General features: G+C 49.4%; 22 protein-coding genes. 5 read left to right on the top strand and 17 right to left on the bottom strand.

The window, feature by feature from the left end; translation table 11 throughout:
• Positions 1-252 precede the first annotated feature (252 nt).
• The 4 genes from nhaC to buk all read right to left on the bottom strand — a co-directional run bounded on the left by nhaC (position 253) and on the right by buk (position 5,738).
• The gene (gene nhaC, locus FYJ65_RS00920) at positions 253-1,683 is read right to left on the bottom strand and encodes a Na+/H+ antiporter NhaC (protein WP_154553465.1); all 1,431 of its coding nucleotides are present in this window, start codon (positions 1,681-1,683) and stop codon (positions 253-255) included.
• A gap of 329 nt (positions 1,684-2,012) precedes the next feature.
• A complete protein-coding gene (locus tag FYJ65_RS00915; RefSeq protein ID WP_154553464.1) occupies positions 2,013-3,341 on the bottom strand; it encodes an MFS transporter in 1,329 nt (442 codons plus the stop codon).
• 33 nt (positions 3,342-3,374) lie between these two features.
• On the bottom strand, positions 3,375-4,559 hold the full coding sequence (locus FYJ65_RS00910; RefSeq protein ID WP_154553463.1) for an aminotransferase-like domain-containing protein: 1,185 nt from the start codon (positions 4,557-4,559) through the stop codon (positions 3,375-3,377).
• Positions 4,560-4,676: 117 nt separating this feature from the next.
• Positions 4,677-5,738, bottom strand: a complete 1,062-nt coding sequence (gene buk, locus FYJ65_RS00905; RefSeq protein ID WP_154553462.1) for a butyrate kinase — start codon at positions 5,736-5,738, stop codon at positions 4,677-4,679.
• A 269-nt stretch (positions 5,739-6,007) separates the two neighbouring features.
• Between buk and FYJ65_RS00900 the strand changes: the two genes are divergently transcribed.
• Positions 6,008-6,826, top strand: coding sequence for a zinc dependent phospholipase C family protein (locus tag FYJ65_RS00900; protein ID WP_206157234.1), 819 nt, complete (start codon positions 6,008-6,010; stop codon positions 6,824-6,826).
• Between the two features lie 66 nt (positions 6,827-6,892).
• On the opposite strand, the gene FYJ65_RS00895 is transcribed toward FYJ65_RS00900, so the two are convergent.
• The 4 genes from FYJ65_RS00895 to FYJ65_RS00880 all read right to left on the bottom strand — a co-directional run bounded on the left by FYJ65_RS00895 (position 6,893) and on the right by FYJ65_RS00880 (position 11,667).
• On the bottom strand, positions 6,893-7,345 hold the full coding sequence (locus FYJ65_RS00895) for a COG2426 family protein (RefSeq protein WP_235898144.1): 453 nt from the start codon (positions 7,343-7,345) through the stop codon (positions 6,893-6,895).
• A 144-nt stretch (positions 7,346-7,489) separates the two neighbouring features.
• A complete protein-coding gene (locus FYJ65_RS00890; RefSeq protein WP_154553460.1) occupies positions 7,490-9,241 on the bottom strand; it encodes an NADH-dependent [FeFe] hydrogenase, group A6 in 1,752 nt (583 codons plus the stop codon).
• Between the two features lie 14 nt (positions 9,242-9,255).
• Positions 9,256-11,145: an NADH-quinone oxidoreductase subunit NuoF gene (gene nuoF, locus FYJ65_RS00885; RefSeq protein ID WP_154553459.1), complete on the bottom strand. Its 1,890-nt coding sequence runs from the start codon at positions 11,143-11,145 to the stop codon at positions 9,256-9,258.
• Positions 11,146-11,178: 33 nt separating this feature from the next.
• Positions 11,179-11,667: an NADH-quinone oxidoreductase subunit NuoE family protein gene (locus FYJ65_RS00880; RefSeq protein WP_154553458.1), complete on the bottom strand. Its 489-nt coding sequence runs from the start codon at positions 11,665-11,667 to the stop codon at positions 11,179-11,181.
• A 212-nt stretch (positions 11,668-11,879) separates the two neighbouring features.
• Here FYJ65_RS00880 and FYJ65_RS00875 point away from each other — a divergent pair, with 212 nt between their 5' ends.
• Both FYJ65_RS00875 and FYJ65_RS00870 read left to right on the top strand, forming a co-directional pair.
• Positions 11,880-12,242, top strand: coding sequence for a DRTGG domain-containing protein (locus FYJ65_RS00875; RefSeq protein WP_154553457.1), 363 nt, complete (start codon positions 11,880-11,882; stop codon positions 12,240-12,242).
• A gap of 4 nt (positions 12,243-12,246) precedes the next feature.
• Entirely contained in the window at positions 12,247-13,236 is a 990-nt protein-coding gene (locus FYJ65_RS00870) for a S66 family peptidase (RefSeq protein WP_154553456.1), read from the top strand.
• Positions 13,237-13,274: 38 nt separating this feature from the next.
• Here the strand turns inward: FYJ65_RS00870 and FYJ65_RS00865 are convergent, their stop codons facing one another.
• The 8 genes from FYJ65_RS00865 to FYJ65_RS00830 all read right to left on the bottom strand — a co-directional run bounded on the left by FYJ65_RS00865 (position 13,275) and on the right by FYJ65_RS00830 (position 22,374).
• Positions 13,275-14,168, bottom strand: coding sequence for a YitT family protein (locus FYJ65_RS00865; protein ID WP_154553455.1), 894 nt, complete (start codon positions 14,166-14,168; stop codon positions 13,275-13,277).
• Positions 14,169-14,240: 72 nt separating this feature from the next.
• Entirely contained in the window at positions 14,241-16,862 is a 2,622-nt protein-coding gene (gene ppdK / locus FYJ65_RS00860; RefSeq protein WP_154553454.1) for a pyruvate, phosphate dikinase, read from the bottom strand.
• A gap of 28 nt (positions 16,863-16,890) precedes the next feature.
• Complete coding sequence (locus FYJ65_RS00855; RefSeq protein WP_331469427.1) at positions 16,891-18,273, bottom strand: glycine--tRNA ligase; 1,383 nt, start codon at positions 18,271-18,273, stop codon at positions 16,891-16,893.
• A gap of 56 nt (positions 18,274-18,329) precedes the next feature.
• On the bottom strand, positions 18,330-19,214 hold the full coding sequence (locus FYJ65_RS00850; RefSeq protein ID WP_154553452.1) for a DUF4342 domain-containing protein: 885 nt from the start codon (positions 19,212-19,214) through the stop codon (positions 18,330-18,332).
• 25 nt (positions 19,215-19,239) lie between these two features.
• A complete protein-coding gene (gene recO / locus FYJ65_RS00845; RefSeq protein ID WP_154553451.1) occupies positions 19,240-19,995 on the bottom strand; it encodes a DNA repair protein RecO in 756 nt (251 codons plus the stop codon).
• A 3-nt stretch (positions 19,996-19,998) separates the two neighbouring features.
• Positions 19,999-20,898 carry a GTPase Era gene (era, locus tag FYJ65_RS00840; protein ID WP_154553450.1) on the bottom strand — a complete coding sequence of 300 codons (900 nt, stop codon included), beginning with the start codon at positions 20,896-20,898 and terminating at the stop codon, positions 19,999-20,001.
• 13 nt (positions 20,899-20,911) lie between these two features.
• A complete protein-coding gene (gene ybeY / locus FYJ65_RS00835) occupies positions 20,912-21,403 on the bottom strand; it encodes an rRNA maturation RNase YbeY (RefSeq protein ID WP_154553449.1) in 492 nt (163 codons plus the stop codon).
• Positions 21,400-22,374, bottom strand: a complete 975-nt coding sequence (locus FYJ65_RS00830; protein ID WP_330636947.1) for a PhoH family protein — start codon at positions 22,372-22,374, stop codon at positions 21,400-21,402. The genes ybeY and FYJ65_RS00830 overlap by 4 nt, the downstream gene beginning before the upstream one ends.
• Positions 22,375-22,706: 332 nt before the next feature.
• Here FYJ65_RS00830 and FYJ65_RS00825 point away from each other — a divergent pair, with 332 nt between their 5' ends.
• Complete coding sequence (locus FYJ65_RS00825) at positions 22,707-23,060, top strand: helix-turn-helix domain-containing protein (protein ID WP_154553448.1); 354 nt, start codon at positions 22,707-22,709, stop codon at positions 23,058-23,060.
• Between the two features lie 3 nt (positions 23,061-23,063).
• Here the strand turns inward: FYJ65_RS00825 and FYJ65_RS00820 are convergent, their stop codons facing one another.
• Positions 23,064-23,819, bottom strand: a complete 756-nt coding sequence (locus tag FYJ65_RS00820; protein WP_154553447.1) for an alpha/beta hydrolase family protein — start codon at positions 23,817-23,819, stop codon at positions 23,064-23,066.
• 265 nt (positions 23,820-24,084) lie between these two features.
• Here FYJ65_RS00820 and purF point away from each other — a divergent pair, with 265 nt between their 5' ends.
• Positions 24,085-25,566: an amidophosphoribosyltransferase gene (purF, locus tag FYJ65_RS00815; protein WP_154553446.1), complete on the top strand. Its 1,482-nt coding sequence runs from the start codon at positions 24,085-24,087 to the stop codon at positions 25,564-25,566.
• Positions 25,567-25,627: the final 61 nt, after the last annotated feature.

Below are 25,627 nucleotides of genomic sequence, written 5' to 3'. Positions count from 1 at the left end.
GAACCGTCCTTTCCAACAATTTTCGCGTTCTTAAAGAAATATCTTTTTTAATCTGTTCCACTCTATAGAACGATGTTCTATAATTTACCATATTATAGCATCTCCACCAAGTTCGCGTCAACCGGTAGCACGATTTTTCCTATTTTTCTTTTATCCTCTATTTCATCGCCCCCATGAATCCGCCTACTGAAAAAGGACAGATGCCCTGCGCCATTAAAGCAAGAACACCTGTCCTCATTTATGATGTGCCGATCAGTCCACAATGTCTTCCGGAGACACCTGACTTCTCTTCCGAATGGTAAAGCCCGTAAAAGCAAATACGATGGCCACCAGCGGGTTTACGAGATTCAGGAAGCTGTACGGCAGGTAGTCCAGTGTCGGCACGTTCAAATACGTACTCATGGCCACCGCGCAGGTCGTCCACGGAATCAGCGGGGACGTCATCGTTCCGAAATCCTCCAGCGTTCGGGACAGGTTCTGTGGGGCCAAATCTCTTTCTTCATATTCGTCCTTATACATTCTTCCGGTCAGCAGAATGGACAGGTACTGCTCTCCGCATACCAGGTTCACGAACACTGCCGTAATTCCCGTTGCGGTAATCAGTCCTCCGGTTCCCTTCGCCACCTTCAGGATGTGGTTCGCGATGCATGCCAGCATACCGGAGCTGTGCATGATGCCTCCGAAGGTCAGGGAACACAGAATCAGCGAAACGGTCCACATCATGTTCTGCAGTCCGCCCTTGGACAAAAGCTCGTCCAACGCCTTGTTTCCGGTCTCACAGGAGTATCCGTAGCTCAGTACGGTACCGATTTCCTCTATGCCCTGTCCCTGCACCAAAAGGGCGCAGATTACGCCCAGCAGCATGCTGGCTACCAGTCCCGGAATAGCCGGAATTTTGAAACAAATCATGAGAATCAGCAGCAGCAGCGGAAGCACCAGCAGCGGTGAAATCACGAACTGTTCTTTGAGGGATACCAGCACGGCGGAAATATCCGACTCCGAAGAAACTTCTCCGGAGAATCGGGTATTCAGAACCGTGTAGCCGATAATTGCAAGAGCATAGCTGGTTCCCGCGGTGTATACCATGTGCCGGATGTGGGCAAACAGCGTGGTTCCCGATACCGCCGGAGCCAGGTTCGTAGTATCCGAGAACGGAGACATCTTATCCCCAAAGTACGCTGCGGATACCACCGCACCGGCCGTCACCGCCGGCGGAATTCCCATTCCGGAACCGATGCCCACCATGGCAACGCCCAAGGTTCCCGCGGTGGTCCAGGCGCTTCCCGTTGCCACCGCCACGATGGAACATACCAGCAGGCAGGTGACCAAGAAAAACTTCGGCGACAGAATTTTCAGTCCGTAGTAAATCAATGACGGTACGATGCCCCCGGCAATCCAGGATCCGATAATCATTCCGATAAAACACGCAATCAGAATTGCCTGCATGGCGTTCTGAATGGAATCGATAATGCCCTTCTCGATGGTATCCCATTTATTCTTCAGGATTACCACGGCGATAAATGCGGCGATGATGGACGCAAAAATCAGCGGAATCTGTACATCCAAATGGAATATTCTCAACGACCCATAGAGCAATACAAATATCGCAACGATTGGAATCAATGATATTCCCAAATTTGGCGTATGTGGATTTCCGTCTGCAGTCCGATTCTTCTTTTCCATTGTTCTCTCCTCCTCCTAATTACACCGTGGGAGAGTCCTCCATTCTCGCCACGCGAAAATAGAATGCTGTTCTATTTTGTGACCAAATTATAGCATAGCAATGGCAAGTTCCAAACACATGTTATTAATTTCACTTTTCCAATCCGAGGTGGATTTTGCTGTACCCCTTGCAAATTATGGGTTTAATTTATTTCAAATTTTGATTTAAAAGTTTTTATAGCATCGGATTTTGTACCATTTTCATAAAAACAAAAGAAAAATGCGATCTTCCGCAGAAGACCGCACTTTTCCGTGTCGTTATAGGGCTTGCTTAATTCATCATTTAACGCTTATTTCCCGTTATATTCCACATCCTTGCCCTCTGCAAGACGCGCCTGATTCCGCTTGTGCAGACGGATAATCAGAATTGCATCCAGCAATCCAAGGATTACAACTACCAGCTGGAATGTAAACATTTTGGTGTACGCATCAATTGCCGGCAGAGTATCCAGCCAGTGGCTGAACAAGGTGAACTGGAAGATGTCCGGAGAGAATCCCAGAATCGCCGCTACACCGGTGGTGGTTGCGGTAACCGATGCAGGAATTCCGCATTCCTCAATAACCGCATAGTATCCTCTGCCGCCGTAGCAAACGAAGGAAAGTCCAATTACCACGAATATAACGAATGGAACGGAGGAATTCTCGTTTGCACCGAACAGCATGTACAGCAATCCGATAATTGCCAATACATACACGATAATCAGATTCTTGGACTGAGATTTCAATCTGGTTGCAATCTCTCCGCCTACCGGTGCTCCAAGCATCTGGCAGCCGTACTGTCTGAAGATTGCCGCCCATCCGGCGATAACAACCGGAATACCCAGTACGTCTGAGAAGTACGGGGTGAAATATGTCAGTGTCGTCATGAAGGAATACACTGCAAAGATACAGAATGCGAACATCCAGGTTTCCTTATGAGCAAATACCGACAGTACTTCCTTTACCGCATTGTGGTTCTCCTTATCCTTCTTGCTGGCAGCCGCTTCTGCTCTGCTTGCCTCCAGCATTTCCTTGGTCGGATTCGGAATAACAAAGTACAGTGCCACGAAAATGACAACGGACATTGCGATGTTGGCAATAACGGTTGCCTTAATTCCCATGTCCCCTTCTCCTGCATACTGGAATGCCACCATCATCAGAGAAGACTCGATGACATTGAAGATGCCGATGCAGGTTTCGTTAAAACCGTATGCTCTTCCCTGTTCATTTTCCGGCCACATCATACGAATAATCTTAATCTGTGTCGGGAAGTTGAACATCAGAGACGCCACAGCGAAACCAATCCACATTGCAATGCACCACACGTAGGAATGCGGATTCAGTAGGAAGCCTACCGCAAATACCACGTTCAGCACGATGGAAATCAAGTAAATCGTCTTATAGTTGAAGCGGTCTGCGAACCATCCCCCAATCGGTGCCAGGAATACGTTTCCCAGTCCGTAAATGGAAAGCAGAAAACTCATCTTTGTTCCGGAAATATCCAAGAATTCGCGGAACGGTTCGTACCAGGTGTACTGAAGATACGGCACCAGGTAAACGATAGCCCAGCCGGCACCCAGCGCCAGCATAGCGATAGTAAGACGCAGCTTACTCATCTTAATGTAATTAGTATTCTCCATAGTTTTTCTCCCTTCTATGTCGCGCAATCGCTTTTATCCGATGTGCTTCCGGAATACATCCCCCAGAATCCGGATACCGTCGCGAATCTGATCGTCCTTCACCATTGTGAAGTTCATACGGATGGTGTTCTTCACTCCATCGAAGGAGAAGAAAGACTCACCCGGAATGTATGCAATTCCCGCAGCCAATGCATCATCCAGAATCGCATCGCTGTCCAGACCTTCCGGCAGTTCCAACCACAGGAACATTCCGCCTTCCGGATCGGTGTACTTAATTTCTGCCGGGAAGTATTTCTGAATCATCTCTACCATCAGCTCGCAGCGTTCTTTGTATACTACCTGAATCTCCTCAATGTGCTTTTCCAGATCGAACATCTTCAGATAATAGTATGTCAGCATCTGTGTCAGTTCCGGGCTCTGTAGGTCGTTGGTTTCTTTCAGAGATTCAAATGCGGTAGCCACTTCCTTGGAAGCGCATGTCCAAGCAACTCTCATGCCCGGGCTCAGAATCTTGGAGAAAGATCCCAGATAGATGACCTGACCCTTTTTGTCCAGTGCACGCAGGTGCGGCAGCGGCTCGCCCTTGAATCTCAGGTCGCCGTAAGGGTTGTCTTCTACAACAGCAACATCGTACTTTGCAACCACTTCCATGAAGCGTTCTCTTCTCTCCAGCGTCCAAGCCTTGCCGGTTGGGTTCTGGAAGTTCGGAATCACGTAGATCATTTTTGTTTTTGGATTTTCTTCCAGAGCTCTCTCCAGGTCTTCGATTACGATACCATCATCATCGGTATCAACACCGACAAATTCTGCACCATATGGACGGAATGCGTTGATGGCACCCAGGTAGCTCGGGTTCTCTGTGATTACCACATCTCCTTCGTCCAGGAAGGTCATTGCTGCCAGCCCCAGACCCTGCTGAGATCCGGACAGAATGCAGATGTTTTCCTTTGTGCATTCTACGTGCTCTCTGTTGTTCATACGATCTGTCAGGTAGTCCAGCAGAGGGCCGTAACCCTTTGTCAGGCCGTATGCGAAGGCAGTAGCACCTTCTTTTTCCAGCATGGTGTCTGCGGCTTTTCTCAGATCTTCCAGCGGGTACAGTGCCGGATCCGGCAGACCTGCTGCGAAAGAGATCATATCCGACTTTCCGGCAATTCTCTTCTGCACTGCGCGGATACCGGACGGTTTAATGCGGCTCATTCTCTTCGAAAAACTCATGTCTTCATCCTCCTACTACAACTTATAATGGTTAATTTAATTATGGGTAATTATAAATGGTCTATTTTTTGGTTAATCTATTATGGGTATTATGGTTTATCTAATTCACGGTTATTTCTACTTGTACTCTCTTGCCGGCTCTTCTCCGCTCATTACACGAAGTGCGCCCAGTGCCAGAGCAATCATCTCATACTCACCCGCAACGACTTCCATCGGTGCAACGTTCTGGGTCATACGCTGAAGTTCCGATGTCACCTTCTTGGAGTGAGCAATTCCTCCGGTAACGATGATCCGGTCCACCGGTTCGTCAAATGCCGGAATGTAGGAGCAGATTTCCTTTGCAGTCTCATAGATGAATGCATCATATACCAGAGCTGCCTTTCCGTCTCCTTCTTCAATGCGCTTCTCAATCTCTCTGGAATCTTTCGTTCCCAGGAAATCATACATGCCGGCGAATTTGCTGATTTTGTCTACCATTTCGGATTCCGTGTACTTACCGGAATAACAGAGCTGAACCAGCGGATAGGTCGGCAGAGAACCGCAGCGCTCCGGGGAGAACGGACCGTTGGTGCGGCCGCCGGAACCATCCACCATCTTTCCCTTCTTGTGGGCACAGATGGAAATTCCGGATCCCAGGTGGGCAACGATGAAGTTGCAGTCCTCGTACTTCTTTCCAATCTTACCGGCAATGGATCTGGCAACTGCCTTATGGTTCAGTGCATGGAACCAAGCCGGACGCTCCAGTTCCGCAAGACCGGTGATTCTTGCCTTATCCATCATTTCATCCACTGCCACTGGGTCGACAATGAATGAAGGTACGCCGATTTCGTCGCCGATGGACTTCGCGATTACCGCACCGAGGTTCGATGCATGCTCACCGCATACCGCATTTCTGAAGTCTTCAATCATGCGATCGTTTACCGCATAGGTACCACCCTCTACCGGCCGGCAGAGACCGCCTCTTCCGGCAACACAACCAAAGTCTGAAATCGAATATCCGGCTTCTTCCACGGTCTTTACAATCAGGTTCTTCCGGTACTCAAATTCGTCAAAAACATGTGTGTACGGTTTCAGCTCCTCGGCAGTGTGGTCGATTGACGCTTTGAAGAGTTCTTGATCATCTTCAAATACTGCAATCTTGGTGCTGGTGCCACCCGGATTAATAATCAGTATTTTCATTCGCATCCTCCTTGTGAATGACGTATGGTTTTACGAACTTTATGTTCTATTGAATGGAACAGTATTCTGTTTTCGCAATAATTATAATATTTCCACCCCTTGATGTCAATTCAGAAGAATGTCTATTATTTCACCATCATAAAAAAAGAATAAATTCTTCTTCGATAACGTTCAAAAATGTTAATTGCGTCTCAACAAATGCCGAATTATTGCGGTTTTGCTCCATCTCGGCTATAATGATGTTAATACACAGAAAAAAGGAGGCTCCCATGCCATCGCATTACGCCCATTATTATTTTGGAAAAGAAGTCATTCGGGTAATGCCGGGTGATGCGAAAGATATCATCAATTCCAATGCAACCAGCATCGACGCCTACATGATAGGCCTTCACGGTCCGGATTTTCTGGCATTCTATCGCCCTTGGCACAGCAATCGCTTGAGCCGGGAAGGCCGTCAGATTCACCACTCTGCCGGGAGGGATTTCTTTGAACGCGCGACCGGAATCCTCCGAAAGAACCCATCACCCGAAACGTACAGTTACGTGTTGGGATGCGTCACTCATTTTATTCTGGACGCCGCATGCCACCCTCTGATATCGGAATTCATGAAAGAAACCGGCCAGACCCATGCGAAGATTGAACGGGACTTCGACAGCTATATCCTTGGAATCTGCCGCAAATCCCCTCGAAAGGTGAACCTGGACCGAGTTTTCCCCCACTCTAAGAAAATCGACGAGCTGATATCCGGATTCTACGAGAGCACGAACCGCCGAAATACTCAGGAAGCCCTTGAGACCATGAATCGGGTACTGACCCTGTTCAGCCACCCCAATACCGCTACAAGAAATGCCACCTATCGGATTCTTTCTGCCGTTCCCAGCAGGGCCATTCAGAGCCGCCGAGATATGATCTACCGAGACGGAGACGAAAGACGGACCTCCGTCAGCAGTGTGAAGCTCTTCGACGCCCTGAACAAATCCGTTATGCCGGCCTCCGCAGAAATGGATTCCTTTATGAATCACGTCCTGCTGGATACACCGCTGGACGAAACATTTGATTTGAATTATTTAGGGGTACTTCCTGAATAAAATGCTCCACGCAAAAAGCACTGCCTCTGCGGCAGTGCTTTTCATATTGTTTTCTGTTTTCAAATCCTAAGCAATCATCTTCACGCCGAAAGTCAGCCAGGATACGATCAATCCGGCAATTACAACTCCCAGAACCACCGCCGGGAAGGCCTTCTTGAAATCCAGCTCCATCATGGCCGCCACCAAACAGCCCGTCCAGGCACCGGTTCCCGGCAACGGTATCGCCACCAACAGCATCAATCCGAAAAACTCGTATTTCTCCACGGTTTCCTTCTTGGATTCCGCCTTCGCTTCCATCTTGCACACAAAAGCGTTCAAGCCCTCACTCTTGGTTCGCAGCCACGCGAACACTCTCTTGGTAAAAATAATCAACGCCGGAACCGGAATCAGGTTTCCGATAATCGAAAGAATCAACGCTTGACTCACGCTGAGACCTTCCACTACGCCATATGGAATAGCCCCTCGAAGCTCTATGACCGGCACCATCGCCATTAATAATGTTGTAAGTGCAACTCTCAAAATTATCCTCCTTATACAATAACAAGAGAAATCTTATCACAGGAAAATGACCGTTTCAAGTTGTTTTGATGAAAAAAGGGAACCGCTTTCGCAGTTCCCTTTCCCTTAATTCTTTTATGAAAATCCAATTCGCTTCACCGGATTCTAGAAGTCCTTGTTCACCTTTCTCTCCACATACTTGGTGTGCAGAATATGGTGTGCCTTCTCGCTTCCCGGTTCACCGAAGTAGGATTTGTACAGTTCGATGATTTCCGGATTCTCGTGAGATTTACGCAGCGGCTTGTTCTTGTCCAGCTCGTACAGTCCCTTTGCACGAAGTGCGCGAACGTCTACGAAGTTTCTGACAGAGGAATCCACGATTGGCTGTCCGCCACCGTTGACGCATCCGCCCGGACATGCCATGATTTCCACGAATGTGTAATTCTTCTCGCCGGAACGGATTGCATCCAGAACCTTCTTCGCATTGGCCAGACCGCTGGCTACTGCCACGTTCACTTCCAGGCCGCCAACGTTGTAGGATGCTTCCTTCACACCTTCTACGCCACGAACATCGGTAAATTCTACGCATTCCAGCTCTTCGCCGGTAATGGTCTCCACTGCCGTTCTCAGTGCCGCTTCCATAACGCCACCGGTTGCACCGAAGATGACTCCCGCACCGGTGTAGTCGCCCAGAGGGCTGTCGTACGGCATTTCCGGCAGGTTGACAAAGTCGATGCCGGCTTCGTTAATCAGGCTGCCCAGTTCTCTGGTGGTCAGGGAGTAATCCACATCCTGTACGCCTGCCGCATCCTGATCCGGTCTGTCGCACTCGAATTTCTTAGCGGTACATGGCATTACGGATACCGATACAATCTTGTCTACCGGAATTCCCATGGTTTCCGCGTAGTATGTTTTTACTACCGCACCGAACATCTGCTGCGGAGATTTGCAGCTGGATACGTTCGGGAGCAGGTCCGGATAGTAGTGTTCGCAATACTTAATCCAACCCGGCGAGCAGGAGGTAATCAGAGGCAGTGCTCCGCCGTTCTGAACACGATCAATCAGTTCGTGAGCCTCTTCCAGGATAGTCAGATCTGCCGAGAAGTTGGTATCGAATACGCGATCGAATCCCAGACGGTGCAGTGCAGCGGACATCTGTCCTTCTACAACGGTTCCGATCGGAAGTCCAAAGCATTCGCCCAGACCCACACGAACGGACGGTGCTGCCTGAACGACAACGAACTTATCCGGATCTTCCAGTGCAGCCTTAACCTCAGCGGTAGAATCCTTCTCATAGAGGGCACCTACCGGGCAAGCTGCCACGCACTGTCCGCAGTTTACGCAACTGGTCTCTGCAAGCGGAAGGTCAAAGGTACTTCCGATGTATGTATCGAATCCACGGTTGTTTGCGCCGATTACGCCGATTCCCTGAAGGTTTTCGCAGGCTCCCACGCATCTTCTGCAAAGAATACATTTGTTATTGTCTCTGACGATGGATTTGGAGCTGGCATCTACGCTAAAAGAATTCTTCTTTCCGGCATAGTAATCCGTGTCTGTCACGCCGTAGCGCTTGCACAGCTTCTGCAGCTCGCAGTTGTTGTTTCTTACGCATGCCAGACAGTCCATGTTGTGATCGGAAACGATCAGCTGCAGGGTCTTTCTTCTGGATTCTCTCAGTCTTTCGGTATTAGTGTGTGCCACCATTCCGTCACTTACCGGGAATGCACAAGCGGTTACCAGACCTCTGGCACCCTCCACTTCACACAGGCACATTCTGCAGGCGCCAATTTCGTTGACGTCTCTCAGAAAGCACAGAGTCGGAATGTCAATTCCGGCTGCATGTGCAGCATCCAGAAGAGTGGAGCCTTCCGGAACTGTGACTTCAATATTATCGATTGTTAATTTGATATCTCCCATTTCTGTAACCTCCACTACTTGAATACCACTGCGCCGAAACGGCAGTTATCCATACATGCTCCACACTTGATGCACTTCTCCGGATCGATGTGATGCGGTTCTTTCACGGAACCGGTAATCGCATCCGCCGGGCAGTTTCTTGCGCACAGTGTGCATCCTTTACACTTCTCCGGATCGATTTCGTATGTGCACAGAGCCTTACATACGCCGGCCGGACACTTCTTGTCCTGAATATGCGCTACATACTCGTCCCGGAAGAATCTCAAAGTGGACAGAACCGGGTTCGGTGCAGTCTGACCCAGACCGCACAGAGAGTTCGCCTGGATGTACTTTGCCAGCTCTTCCAGCTTGTTCAGATCTTCCATCTCACCTTTGCCTTCGGTAATCCGTGTCAGAATTTCCAGCATACGTCTTGTACCGATACGGCATGGAGTACATTTTCCGCAGGATTCACTTACGGTGAATTCCAGGAAGAATTTCGCAATATCCACCATGCAGTTATCTTCGTCCATTACGATCATTCCGCCGGAACCCATCATGCATCCGATGCTCTTCAGGGTTTCGTAATCGATTGGAATGTCATAATACTTTTCCGGGATACATCCGCCGGAAGGACCGCCGGTCTGTGCGGCCTTGAACTTCTTGCCCTTTGGCACGCCGCCGCCGATTTCTTCAATAACTTCTCTCAGTGTAGTTCCCATCGGAACTTCTACCAGACCGGTGTTGTTTACCTTACCGCCCAGAGCGAATACCTTGGTGCCCGTTGAGCCTTCGGTACCCATGGACCGGAACCAATCCACACCCTTTACGATGATTTCCGGAATATTTGCATATGTCTCTACGTTGTTCAAAACAGTTGGCGACTGGAACAGACCCTTTACTGCCGGGAACGGCGGACGGGTATGAGGCTCTCCACGGTTTCCTTCGATGGAGGTCATCAGTGCGGTTTCTTCACCGCAAACGAATGCGCCGGCACCCAGTCTCAGGTCGATATCGAAATTGAAATCCGTACCGAAAAGGTTCTTGCCCAGCAGTCCGTATTCTCTTGCCTGACGAATTGCAATGCGGAGACGATCTACGGCGATTGGATACTCTGCACGAACGTAGATGTAACCCTGATCTGCGCCGATTGCGTATCCGGCAATGGCCATTGCTTCCAGCACGCTGTGCGGGTCACCTTCCAGAATGGAACGGTCCATGAACGCACCCGGGTCTCCTTCGTCGGCGTTACAGCATACGTACTTCTGAACCTGTCCTCTGTTGCCGCAAGCAAATTTCCACTTCTTTCCGGTTGGGAATCCGGCACCGCCACGGCCTCTCAGTCCGCTGTCCAGTACTACCTGAATGACATCGTCCGGAGACATCTGAGTCAGAGAACGTCCCAGCGCTTCATATCCGCCTCTTCCGATATATTCATCGATATTCTCCGGATCGATTATTCCGCAGTTCCGAAGTGCGATACGGGTCTGTCTGTTGTAGAACTTGAAATCTTCATCATTCGTACCGTCGGCATTTTCTTCCCGAAGCAGGTACTTAGATGCAACATTTCCGCCTTCCACGTGTTCCCGGAAAATGACTTCTGCCTTGTCCGGATTCACTTCTTCATAGAATACGGCACCCGGGTGGATTACTACGATCGGGCCCTTTGCGCAGAGACCCTGACATCCGGTCTGAATTACCTTGTATTCCTTTTCCTTGCCGGCTACCTTAATCAGTTTCTCAAAACGATCCATAACTTCCTGGCTGTGGCCGGAATGACATCCGGTACCGCCGCAAACCATAATAAATTTCTCAGGACCGTCACCTTCTACATGTTCCGGAGCTGTTTCTCCCACTCCGCATCTTGGACCGATCTGACTCTGCATCCGGTCACGAATGACTTTGAGTTCTTCTAATGATTTCATTATCTTCCTCCATTGCAGTCTTCAATTACTGGTTTATGCATACTTCTTCAAGATATCGGCAACCTGATCCGGAGTAATCTTTCCGTATACATCGCCACCTACAATCATAACCGGAGCCAGTCCGCAGGCTCCCACACAACGGCAGGTATCCAGAGAGAACTTTCCATCCGATGTGCATTCACCGTCATCGATTCCCAGTTCTTTCTTAACCTCTTCCAGAACCTCGCCGGCACCCTTAACGTAGCATGCGGTTCCAAGACAGACAGATACTTCGTACTGTCCCTTTGGAGACATGGAGAACTGTGCGTAGAATGTAGCCACGCCGTAAATCTTCTCCATTGGGATTCCGGTCTCATCTGAAATAATTTTCTGCACTTGATATGGTAAATATCCGTAAATCTCCTGTGCTGCCTGCATGATTGGCATCAGAGAACCTTTTTCACCTTTGTGCTCTGCAATTCTTCTGCGGAGTTCAGTTTCCTGTTCCGCTGTGCCTTTGAAAGGAACATTTGAAACTTTCATCAGAATTATACCTCCTTGTTTTGACATACAAATACACCTTGTATAATTTATTATACGATTATATAATGAGTTTGCAAGAATTGTTATAACTCTAACTAAATTTATTTCATTTAGTCATACATGAACAGAAATTTAGTTAAATATAATTAAATAAATTAAATTGTCAGTTAAAAATATTTTATCAATAGTGCTATAAACGCAAGGAGGAAGCTATGGTTTTAAAAGAAGTGGTAAACCTGCTGGATGCCGAAGTATTAACGGGAAACAGCGATCCGGAGCTGGAATTGAACAGTGCATTTTCGTCGGATATGATGAGTCATATGTTAGCCTATTCTAATGACAAGTCTATCTTAATCACAGCTTTATATAATCCACAAGTTCTACGTACAGCAGACTTAATGGGCATTTCCTGTGTAATTTTTATCGGACGAAGCGAGCCGGATCCGGCCTTGATTAAGCTGGCAGAATCCTTAGGTGTAACCGTCGTACAGTCCCCTTATTCCATGTACGTCACCTGTGGCATTCTTTTCTCCAACGGATTGCAAGGCGCATTCCAGAACGAACAGGAGAGATAATAAAATGATTTATCCAAAGTTTCTCCGCCACGGCGACACCATCGGCATCTGTGCACCCAGTGCCGGCGTAGGTCACAAAATTGAATCCTTTGAACAATCGCTTTCCGTACTCAAAGGAGAAGGCTACCATATTCGCGAAACCGCAGGAGTGCGCACCGATTCCGAGCGTTCCGCCTCCGGTGCCGTGCGCGGCAAAGAATTACAGGAATTAGTCGAGGATAAAAACGTTTCCGCCATTCTCTCCGCTTCCGGCGGGGACTACGCACCGGAAATGCTTCCTTTCGTGGATTGGGAACGAATCCGAGAAAATCCGAAATGGATCATCGGTGCCAGTGACCCCACCAATCTTCTTTTTCCCGTCACCACCAATTTGGATATTGCCACTATGTACGGATTCAATGCGGGTACCTTTGACTGGCAGCCCCTGCACCCGTTTCAGGAACGGATGCTTCGGGTTCTGAAAGGAGACATTGGAATACAGGAGTCCTTTCAATACTATGATGACAAAAGGGATTTCAGCGACAATCCGATTCTGGAAGGTGAAGTGTACTGGGACAGCCGAATGGACGGCGAGAAGGCGCCGGTATCTTTCGAAGGAAGGTTAATCGGAGGATGCATCGACTGCATCGGAAAGCTGATCGGTACGCCTTACGACGGCACCCATCAATTCTTGGACCGCTACGCATCGGAGGGCATTATATGGTACTTCGATCCTTTTGCTATGAATGCGGAAACCCTGTACCTCACCATGCTTCAAATGAAGGCCTGCGGCTATTTCCGAGGTGCAACCGGAATTCTCTTTGGCCGGGTGATGTTCGACGGCGGTTCATCGGACGAGGATTATCTGGATCTGCTCACTCGATGCTTCGACGTTCCAATCATCCTGAACTGCGATATCGGTCACGTGAAGCCGTGTATGACGCTGATAAACGGTTCGTTCGCAACGGTTCAATGCGGAGATGGAATCGGTACAATAGAAATGAGACTGGAATAATCCAGTCTCATTTTGTTTTGCATCTATTTCTTGGATTGTTACTCCAAATGTTTTTTGAAGTTGCCCACAACCCGTTCGCCATCGTTCAGCATGATGAAGGCGTGGGGATCTTTTTCCAGCACCAGAGTTTGCAGGTGATAGACTTCGTACTTTGTGATGGCAACCACCATAATGTGCACATTTTCCTCGGTAAAGGATCCGGTTCCTTCCCATTTGGTAACACCGCGTCCCATATCCGTGGTAATGAGCTTATCGATTCCATCTATTTTCGTAAAAATCAGCACCTCAGTATTGATGTTCTGAGTATGCATCCGATCCATGAAACTGGAGCGAATAGTGGTATAGATAAAGGAATAGATGGCAATCTGAATATTGAACACCAACAGACAAATTCCGTATACCGCCACGTTGAACAGCACGTTGATTTTTCCCACACTGGTATTCGGGTGGGTCTTGGACATGCATACACCGATGATATCCGAACCGCCGGTAGAGCTTCCGCCTCTTAGAATCATTCCGGAACCCACGCCGCCAATGACGCCTGCCACTACACACGCAGACAGGTAATCGTTAAACAGCGGCTTAGCCGGTACCGGAACCAGTGTCAGACAGAGGGACGACATTCCGATGGAAATCAGAGATTTAATCGAGAACTTAATTCCCACCGCCCGATACGCGTAGTAGAACAGCGGAACGTTCATAAGAAAGTAGATAATACCGGTGAGGTCCATTCCCGGAGGTCCGGAGAAATGCAGGACCTTAACGAAAAACAGACGAAGCAGCTGTGCCATTCCCAGGAATCCGCCGTTATACAGGCTCATCGGGGTAATCAGCACGTTGATGCTCACCGCATAGATAATATTTCCTAATATGATGTAACAGATATTTGCGAAGGCAGAAAACTTGTCTTCAAATTGATCTAACCAATTCATAACATCAGCATAGGGTGAAACAGTATTTCTGTTTCACCCTACCCTTAACTCTCCTTTTTTTAACTCTTAGTTTTATTTGTTACGGATGGCAGCCTGTGCCGCAGCCAAACGAGCAATCGGCACCCGGAATGGCGAGCAGGATACGTAATTCAATCCCAGTCTGTGGCAGAAATCGATGGTCTTCGGGTTTCCGCCATGCTCACCGCAAATTCCCAGCTTGATGTTCGGACGGGTCTTCCGGCCTTCTTCTGCAGCCATCTTTACCAGCTTTCCAACGCCGCGCTGATCCAGAACCTGGAACGGATCTTCTTCCAGAACACCCTTCTCCACGTACTCGCGAATAATCTTTCCGGTATCGTCTCTGGAGAAGCCGAATCCCATCTGAGTCATGTCGTTGGTACCGAAGGAGAAGAATTCTGCATCTTCTGCGATTTCATCGGCAACTAGAGCGGCTCTCGGAATCTCAATCATGGTTCCCACCATGTAGTTCAGTCTCTCACCGGCCTGCTCGAAGCATCTTTCTGCAGTCTCGTCGATGGTCTTCTTTACATTCTTCAACTCGTTCGGAATGCCTACCAGAGGTACCATGATTTCCGGTTTGATATCGATGCCGGTTTCCTTCTTCACTTCCAGTGCAGCGGTAATGATTGCCTCTGTCTGCATCTCAGCAATTTCCGGATAGGTTACTGCCAGACGGCAGCCTCTGTGTCCCAGCATCGGGTTAAACTCGTGCAGTTCGATGGTCTTGGTCTTAATTTTCTCCAGCGGAATGCCAAACTGCTCAGACAGTTCCTTCATATCCTCTTCGTTCTTTGGGAGGAATTCGTGCAGCGGCGGATCCAGGAGACGGATGGTGACCGGCTTTCCTGCCATGGTTTCATACAGGCCTTTGAAGTCGCCCTTCTGATACGGAAGGAGACCTGCCAGTGCCTCTCTTCTCTCTTCCTCGGTATCTGCCAAAATCATACGGCGAATCTTTGGAATTCTCTCTTCTTCAAAGAACATGTGCTCGGTTCTGCAAAGGCCGATTCCCTCTGCACCGAACTGAACCGCCTGCTTTGCATCTCTCGGATTGTCCGCATTGGTACGAACGCCGATGGTGCGGATTTCATCCGCCCACTTCATGATGGTTCCGAAGTTGCCGGACAGTTCCGGTGCCTTGGTTGCGATTTCTGCCGCATATACGCTGCCGTCGGTACCGTTGATGGAAATCATATCGCCTTCGTGGTACTTCACGCCGTGGATTTCCATGTACTTCTCTTCTTCGTATACCGTGATGTCGTGGCATCCGGCTACGCAGCACTTACCCATACCACGGGCAACTACTGCTGCGTGGGAAGTCATGCCGCCTCTTGCGGTGAGGATACCTTCCGCTGCAACCATACCAGCCAAGTCTTCCGGAGAAGTCTCTTCACGAACCAGAACAACCTTCTTGCCGGCTTCCTTTGCAACGGCTGCATCATCGGCACTGAATACGATCTCGCCGCATGCCGCACCCGGAGATGCCGGAAGACCTTTTCCAATCGGGGTGTGCTTCTTCAGTTCCTCTGCATCAAATGCCGGGTGGAGAAGCTGGTCAATCTGCTCCGGTGCAATTCTCATGATTGCGGTCTCTTTATCGATTTTCTCTTCGTTCACCATATCTACGGCAACCTTTACCGCAGCTTCTGCCGTTCTCTTACCGTTTCTGGTCTGCAGCATGAAGAGCTTGCCCTCTTCAACCGTGAACTCCATATCCTGCATATCCTTATAGTGGTCTTCCAGGATTCTGGCAATGTCCTCGAATTTTCCGTATACATCCGGGAAAGATTCCTTCATCTGATCGATTGGCTGCGGTGTACGGATACCCGCTACAACGTCTTCACCCTGTGCGTTTACCAAGAACTCACCGAAGATCTTGTTTTCACCGTTCACCGGGCTTCTTGTAAAGGCAACACCGGTGCCGGAATTCTCACCGGTATTTCCGAATACCATGGACTGGACGTTTACTGCCGTTCCCAGGGATGCGGAAATGTTATTCAGCTTTCTGTACAGAATTGCTCTTTCGTTGTTCCAGGAACGGAATACCGCCTGAATCGCCTCCATCAGCTGATCCTTCGGATTCTGTGGGAACTCTCTGCCCAGTTCTGCTTTTACCAGTTCCTTGTATCCTTCAATGATGACTTTCAAATCCTCTGTCTTCAAATCAACGTCATACTCAGCGCCCACTTCCTTCTTGCGGCCGTCAAAGATCTGATCGAATTTGGACTTCGGGATTTCCATTACAACGTCACCGAACATCTGAATGAAACGTCTGTAGCTGTCGTAAGCAAAACGCTCGTTGCCGGTCTTGGCAGCCAGGCCCTTTACGGAATCGTCATTCAGTCCCAGGTTCAGAATCGTGTCCATCATTCCCGGCATGGAAACCGGTGCGCCGGAACGAACGGAAACTAGAAGCGGATTCTCGATGTCTCCGAACTTCTTTCCCATTACCTGCTCCAGTTCATCCAGGTGTTCATACACTTCCCGAACGATTTCATCGTCCAGCATGCCGCCCTTGTTCAGATAATCCTTGCAGGCATCGGTAGAAATAGTAAATCCGAAAGGTACCGGCAGACCGATTTTTGTCATCTCTGCCAGATTGGCACCTTTACCTCCCAGAAGGTCTCTCATGTCCTTGGAGCCTTCATTGAATGAATACACAAACTTGCCCATAAGCTTTCTCCTTGTTTAAAAATTTCGCCTAGAATTCTAGCTTGCTATTAATATATTCACGTACGTCGGACAATGGCAGACGAATCTGTTCCATCGTGTCTCTGTCCCGTATGGTGACACAGTGATCTTCTGCCGTGTCAAAATCAACACAGACGCAGAACGGAGTACCGATCTCATCCTGACGGCGGTATCTCTTACCGATGGAGCCGGAGGTATCATAATCGGTGCTAAAATATTTGCTCAATTCTTCGTAAATCGGCTCTGCCTGCTCCTTGAGCTTGTTGGACAGAGGCAGAACGGCAACCTTATACGGTGCCAGTGCCGGATGAAGTCTCAGGACGATACGGGTATCTTCCTTGCCCTTCGCATCCGTCAGGGTTTCTTCGTCATATGCATCAATCAGGAATGCCAGTGCCACACGATCGGCACCCAGAGACGGCTCGATGCAGTACGGCACGTATTTCTCATGGGTTTCCGGATCCATATAGCTCATATCCTGTCCGGAGTGGTTCTGGTGCTGCATCAAATCGAAATCCGTACGATCTGCAATTCCCCACAGCTCACCCCAGCCGAATGGGAACAGGTATTCCAGATCGGAAGTGGCGTTGCTGTAGTGAGACAGTTCTTCCTTCTCGTGATCGCGAATGCGGATGTTCTCCATGTTCATACCCAAGTTCTTCAGGAAATCCTGTGCATACTGCTTCCAGTACTCGAACCATTCCATATCCGTTCCCGGCTTGCAGAAGAATTCCAGCTCCATCTGCTCAAATTCACGGGTACGGAAGGTAAAGTTGCCCGGAGTAATCTCATTCCGGAAGGATTTACCAATCTGCGCAATACCGAATGGCACTTTCTTTCTGGCGCTGCGCTGAACATTCTTAAAGTTTACGAAGATGCCCTGTGCCGTTTCCGGACGCAGGAAGATTTCCGATTTGGAATCTTCGGTAACGCCCTGGAAGGTCTTGAACATCAGGTTAAACTTCCGAATCGGCGTGAAATCCGTCTTTCCGCATTCCGGACAAGGTACCCGGTTCTCCTGAATGAAGGATTCCAGCTGCTCATTGCTCCAGCCGTCACAAGCGAAGGTTTCGCCCTTTGCCCGCATGTACTCTTCCACCAGCTGGTCCGCTCTGTGTCTGGATTTGCAGTTCTTGCAGTCAATCAGCGGGTCCGAGAATCCACCCACGTGTCCGCTGGCTACCCATGTTTCCGGGTTCATCAGAATCGCCGCATCCAGTCCCACGTTGTACTTGGATTCCTGCACGAACTTCTTCCACCATGCCTGCTTCACGTTGTTCTTGAACAACACGCCCAGAGGACCGTAATCCCATGTGTTTGCCAGGCCGCCGTAAATATCGGAACCCGGGAAAATAAATCCTCTGTTGCTGCATAGAGCTTTGATTTTTTCCATTGTTGCTTTGTTGTTATCTGCCATTCTTTCTCTACTCCAAACTTTTAAATTATTTTTTAGTTTTCCGGATGGATGCCGCTTTCCTGCGCCACTTCCTCCAGAATCTTTGTCAGATCTTCTTTGGTCTCTTCACCAATCGGTGCTTCCGCTTCTGCCGGAGCCGCTTCTTCTACGGATGCTGCGTCCTCTGTCGCATCGTCTGCATCCACTACCACCGGCTCGTCGTCGACATCCAAATCAAACTCTTCAAAGAAATCGTCGTCCTCATCCTCTGTCTTCTTCCGGAAGATGTCCGATCCCTTCCGCTTCAGCTCTTCTAATCCTTCCCGAACGCGGTCGGAATCGATGCCCTCCGCCGTCTTCTCCCGGAAGTCTTCCAGCACATCCTGGCCCCGATCCCGAAGCTCGTTGTACATATCCACTCCCTTTTCTTTCAGGTCTTCGTAGAATTCGCTGTCCTTGATCTTATCCACCTTCTCCATACCCTTGTCGTAGTAAATCTGACCCTGGGCTCTGGCCTTCCGGTACTGGCTCTTCACCTTGCCGTTAATGTCGGTAATCTGTCCCTGATCATTTACAAACTCAATCTTGCAATTAAATCCGGCGGCACTGATAACACCGAAAATAACGCCCCAAGGAGCCACCACGGCACCCAGCAATCCTGCTGTCAGCGGCAGATTCAAGAGAATGGTATCGCCTTTTCGAACGATAATCCGAGACATATTTCCCTTGGCAATGGTCTTCTTCAGCTGACGCTTCAGAATGCCCTCTTTTCTCTCTTCATCCTCTTCATGAGCATTGATATAATCCATGGACTCCTCAATATTGATGATGGCATCCACCACGCTTCCGTTGGCTTCTTCCAACGCTTCCTTTGCTTCCCGATAGCTGACACCGGTACGATCCTTGACTAATTCGATTTTTTCCAATGTAATTTCCATATCTTCCTCCTTGCCGGGACTTCGCTTATGCGTCGAAATCCCCTTTCAAAAGATCAGTATTCAGGTAGTATTCCAAATATTCTGACAGAATTTTTTTCAATTCCCGCTGAATTTCCGGCTTCAACTGAATTCTGGAAAAAGTGGCAAGAGAATGTCTTACCATGTATTTCAATACCTCCACTATATCAAAATGAGGCTTGAAAATCAATGTATCCCCGTCGCTTTTCTCTCTCTCCATACAATCTCCACACAGGATTCCGCCCCCGGAAATCGAGAAATACGCCGGCATTTCGAAGTCCTCTCGCTTCTTTCCGCAATCCACGCACTGATTCAGCTCCGGCATAACCCCCTGCATTCCAAGATTTTTTACCAAATACGCATAGAGCATGGTCTCATAATTTCCCTTTGCTTGGGTAATGGCCTCCATGAACTCGATGGTCAATTCGAAGGTTCGCGGCTGCGGCTTTCCCTCCTCCAGCGTCTCGTTCAAGTATTCAATCACTCGGGATGCCACCAGGAATCGATCGATATCTTCGCCGATGGAATAGAAGCTGCGCTTAATTCCCGCTCCGTTGATGTTGTAATAGTCCCGATTTTTGAAGATTTCGTATTCCGAGTAGGTAAAAGGACGCAGCGCCAAGGCCGAACGATTCCGGCCTCGCTCCGACAGTCCGGTGCCCGCGGAAATCTTTCCATAATCCTTCGTGAACACCACAATCATCCGCCGGTTGTTGGCGATTTTATTCTGTTTCAGTACGATTCCTTCTGTTGTAATCAGCATTCTTTACTCGTCTTTATAACCAAAATTGCGAATGGTACGATCCGAATCCCGCCAATTCTCTTTCACCTTCACCCAAAGGGACAGGAACACCTTGGTACCCAACAGGGCTTCGATTTCCATCCGGGCACTCTTGCCCACACCTTTCAGCTTTCGGCCGCCTTTGCCGATGATAATGCTTTTATGGGATTTTCGTTCGCAGTAGATCACCGCACCGATATCCGTGATGTTCGGTTTCTCCTCATAGGACTCAATTTCCACAAAAACACCGTGAGGCACTTCTTCGTTCAGGTATTCCAGCAGCTTCTCCCGAATAATCTCGCTGACGATGAAGCGCTCCGGATGATCCGTCGCCATATCCTCCGGATAATACATCGGACCTTCCTCCATGTATCCGGTGAGGCGCTCAATCAGCTCCTCCACGTTGGTTCCGTTCAGTGCCGACACGCCGTAGATGTCGTCAAAGATATTCATCTCGGAATACCGATTGTACAGCTCCAGATAATCTTCCGGCTTCATCAAGTCCATCTTGTTGATGGCCAGAATTTTCGGCGTATCCACTTCCTGAATCATATCCAGCAAATACTGGTCGCCGGATCCGAATTTGCGGCTTCCGTCGATGATGAATACGATGAGGTCCACACCTTTATAGGTGTTCACCGCCGTCTCGTTGATGGTGGCACCCAGCTTGTTCTTCGGCTTGTGAATTCCCGGGGTATCCAGAAAAATCAGCTGGCGGCCGTTCCCGTTATCGTATTCCATATCCGTGTAAATTCCGGTAATTCGGTTTCGGGTAGTCTGCGGCTTGCTGGATGTAATTGCAATCTTCTCTCCCAGAATCTGATTCAGCAGCGTAGACTTTCCTACATTCGGTCTTCCGATAATACCAATAAACCCTGATTTCATACTCTCTCCATTTCTATTCTCTCCTCAGGTCCACCGCCGACATCACGTTTTCTTCGTGAAGCCGCATGACCTTCTTCTCTTCCTCTTCCATGTGATCATACCCCAGCAGATGCATCATGCTGTGAACGAACAGGTAGGTCAGTTCCCGTTCCTCCGTATTTCCATATTCCATCGCCTGTTCGCAGGCCCGCTTATAACAGATTACCACGTCTCCCAGCAACACCGAAATCTCCTCATCCAGGGATTTCAACTCTTCCGCAACCGCTTCTGCCGATTCATACTGCGGGAAGGACAGCACATCCGTTACCCGGTCAATGTCTCGATACTCCCGATTAATCTGCCGAATGGTCTCCTCATCCGTGATGGTGAGGGATACCTCCAGTCGCTCTTCTTCCTCTGCCGGCAAATCGAATTCCTGACGGAACACTTCCGACGCCGCCTCCAGAATCTTTGTAAAAGCAGCTTCCTGCAGTCTGCCGTTCTCGTCTACGCAATCGATTCTCATTTTCTTTTGTCTCCGCTTTTCTTCTCGTATTCGTTATAGGCTTTGATAATTCTTTTTACCAGTTCGTGGCGAACCACATCCACATCGGTCAAATAACAGAATCGGATGCCTTCCACATGCTTCAGCACCCGGGTGGCTTCCAGCAGTCCGGAACCCTTCCCTTTGGGCAGGTCAATCTGGGTGATATCCCCCGTCACCACCACTTTGGAATGGAATCCCATTCGGGTGAGGAACATCTTCATCTGCTCCCGCGTGGTGTTCTGCGCCTCGTCCAAAATGATGAAAGAATTGTCCAGCGTCCGACCTCTCATGTATGCCAGCGGAACCACCTCAATGGCGCCCTTTTCCTTCATTCTGGCCGCTGCTTCCTGTCCCATGATTTCATAGAGGGCATCGTACAGCGGGCGAAGGTACGGATCCACCTTCTCCTGAAGGTCTCCCGGAAGGAATCCCAGGCTCTCTCCGGCTTCCACCGCCGGCCGCGCCAGGATGATTCGTTCAATTTCTTTATTCTTTAGAGCGTTCACCGCCATGGCACAGGCCAGGTACGTCTTTCCCGTTCCCGCCGGTCCCACGCCGAACACCATGTTGTTCCGGCGAATGGCATCCACATATTCCTTCTGTCCGAACGTCTTCGGACGAAGGGGTTTCCCGTAATGGGTATAGCAGATGATATCCCGGGCGTTCTCCTGTTCGTCGTATGGAATCTCCCGAGTCAGCGCCTCGATAATGTAATCCGCCTTCTGGGAATCCAGCTTGCCGGTGGCCTTCAGTTCTCCTGCCATCTTCGTCAGCATGTCCCGGGCCCGATTGCCCTCCTCTCCCTGAATCAGGAGCTCGCTGTTTCGCTGAATAATCGTTGTTCCGGTGGCCCGCTCCACCGCCTTCACATTCCGATCCATGCTGCCGAACAGCGCAGCGGAATCCACGGTACCGTCAATCGGAAAAGTAATTGTTTTTTCGTTCTTCAAGTCTTTTTATCCTCATAAAAGTATTTTTTTACAGATTGATTATAGCCTTTTTGTTTTTGCAATACAACCTCAAACAGAACAGAAGGGTTGTTTCTGCATCTGAGATTACCGGTGTGCCGTTATAGAAATCAAAAAATCCAAAACCGACAGATTCCGCGGATGAAATTCTGCCGGTTCCGGATTGCTCTGTGTTATATCGGCGATTTCCCGCCGATATGGTGATTCTATCTACAATTTGTAGAATTGTCAAATACTTTTTCTTCATATTGTGGAATTCCGTTGACGGATTTTTTCCGCTCCCCTATATTTTGTAGAAAAGGAAGGACTGCATAATGGATCAGCAAAGCATCGGCAATAAATTACGAAAACTTCGGAATCAAAACAACCTGTCTGTGCAGGACGTGGCTGTACTGCTTCACAAATACGGAATATACATCAGCACAAAGGCGCTCTACAGCTACGAAACCGGCACCCGCTCCGTGGAAGCACCCATTTTTCTGGCGCTGTGCATGATTTACCGGTGCGATAATATCCTGAAGGAATTTGCCGATTGCGATTATGCGGTGACCGTTCCTTCCAGCGAAGAGCTTCGCCTGTTGGAGCGAATTCGCGGTCTGGACGAACACGGTCAGGAACTGCTGAACGGGATGCTGGAACTGGAGCTAAAGCGTTGTCGAAAGGGCTAATATCTAAGAGGAAGCTTTCGCTGCGCCCAGAATTTCATTGATGATGAACCGGGCCAGAAGCCGCTGGATTTTCTTGGAAAACCCGTGCCCCTCCCCGTGAAGGATGTACAGCTTCGCATTATCGTACATGGTCGCCGCCCGTTCCGAATAGGAGGCATCCACGATCTCATCATTATCTCCGTGGAAGATGAATACTTTTCCTTTATATTTCCGAATTTCCTTCTGAAAATTGTAATCCAGCAAATACTGGTAATACGTCTTTCCCACCGTAAGGCCCATGATTTCCACTTCATCCGGCACCTCTTCCAGGCTGGCATACCGCCGCTTTGCATCGTCCGGAATGCACATCGCCGGATAGGCCAGAAAGAGCCCTCGAATTTCCTCCGGCCGATTGCCGGCCACCAGTGCCGATACCAATCCCCCCTGACTGGCACCCAGCAGATAAATCCGCTGCGGATCGATTCCATCCTGTTCCTTCACCAGATCGATTACCGAGTCCAAATCATCTTTCTGGGTAAAAATAGACATGGCCCGCATATCCCCCCGGCTGCGGCCGCTTTTGTATCCGCTCCCTCCGCGAAAATCAAAAGAACACACTGCAATTCCGCCGGCGATCAGGATGCGCTGCATCCGCCGGTTGTCCGTAGCATTTCCTCCGAAGGTATGACTGAAAATCACCACCGGACTCTTCTCTCCCTTCTGCTGGCAGGGAAACTTCAAATCGATATACAGATGTGTACCTACCGGATTCAGTCGCATAATCCTCACTTCCTTTTATGTAAATTATCTTTCACTTTCTAACACAATCTATCAAACAATTTATTCGCCGTCAACAATTGTTAATTCACTGACTTTTCCGCCAGAAAAGATTGCGTTTTTGCCCCATTTCGCCCCGATGCACTCAAAAAAAATTTAATATACCACTTTAAATTCCATCGTTGTATAATATATTTTGTTATTTAATTTTATCGTCAGATATTACACCATCTATTGATATTTTTAATCGTAAAAAGGAGAAGGACGAATGAGCAATCTTCATGAGGAATGCGGCATCTTCGGCATTTTCAGCGAAAACCGACAGAATGTTGCGGAGACGGTTTACTACGGGCTTTTCGCACTGCAGCACCGGGGACAGGAAAGCTGCGGCATCGTGGTAAACGATGACGGAATCTTCCGGGACTACAAGGACAACGGCCTTACCCACGAGGTCTTCACCCGGCACGTGCTGGAAAACCTGGGACCGGGAAATATGGCCATCGGACACGACCGCTACAGCACTACCGGTGCCAATGAACGAATCAACGCCCAGCCGATTGTGGTCAACCACCACAAGGGACGCATGGCGCTGGCTCACAACGGAAACATCGTCAACGCTTTCGAACTGCGTCAGGAATTGGAACTGCAGGGCTCCATCTTCCACACCACCAACGATTCGGAGGTCATCGCCTACGTAATTACAAAGGAACGGATTCAAAGCGAATCCATTGAAGAGGCCGTGAACAAAGCCATGGGACGCATTGACGGAGCCTATTCCCTGCTGATCATGTCCCCGCAGAAGATGATTGCCTGTCGGGACCCGTACGGTTTCCGCCCGCTGTGCTACGGCAAGCGGGAAGACGGTACCTACATCGTGGCATCCGAGACCTGCGCCCTGGACGCGGTGGGCGCGGAATATATCCGGGACCTGGAGCCGGGTGAAATCCTGGTATTCAGCAAGAACGGCATCCGGTCCATCCGAGATCACTGCGGGGAAAAGGAGCATAAAATCTGCATTTTCGAGTACCTCTACTTCGCCCGTCCGGATTCTCAGATTGAGGGAAAGAGCGTTCACGAAGCACGGCGAAAAGCCGGCGCCCTGCTGGCCATGCAGTATCCGGTGGATGCGGATATCGTCATCGGCGTTCCGGATTCCGGTCTGGATGCGGCCATCGGCTACGCGGAGCAATCCGGAATTCCGTACGGAATGGGTTTTGTCAAGAACAAGTACATCGGCCGAACCTTCATCGCTCCTGGTCAGAAGAATCGGGAGGATAAGGTTCGCATCAAGCTGAACGTCATCCGCAACAGCGTTGCGGGGAAGCGGGTGGTATTGGTGGACGACTCCGTGGTTCGGGGAACCACCATCACCCGAATCATCCAGCTGGTTCGCTCCGCCGGCGCCACGGAAGTTCACGTCATGTCCTCCGCACCGGCCTTTACCGATGCCTGCTACTACGGCGTGGATGTGGACACCAAGGAAAACCTCATCGCCTGCCAGTGCGGCTACGATCAGGACAAGATTGCCCGGAAAATCGGTGCCGACAGCATGGGCTACCTGGACGTAAACACCCTGCACCTGATTATCGGGAATCATCCGGGAGAAGGCTTCTGCAGCGCCTGCTTCGGAACCGGATACCCGACTCCGATTCCGACAGGTCAAAAGGACCGCTTCGAAGAGAAAATCGGTGGCGATGCACCGGAAAAGGGATCCGAAGAGTCCTACGATAAATTCCTTCGGGTTGAATAGCGCATAAAAACAATCCGCCTCACCGGACGTTTCCGATGAAGCGGATTTTGTTTTTTTATGA

The sequence above is a fragment of the Mogibacterium kristiansenii genome (assembly GCF_009695905.1).
Lineage (GTDB): Bacteria > Bacillota > Clostridia > Peptostreptococcales > Anaerovoracaceae > Mogibacterium_A > Mogibacterium_A kristiansenii.
Note: the sequence above shows the minus strand (reverse complement) of the source record. Positions and strands in the feature narration are given on the sequence as shown.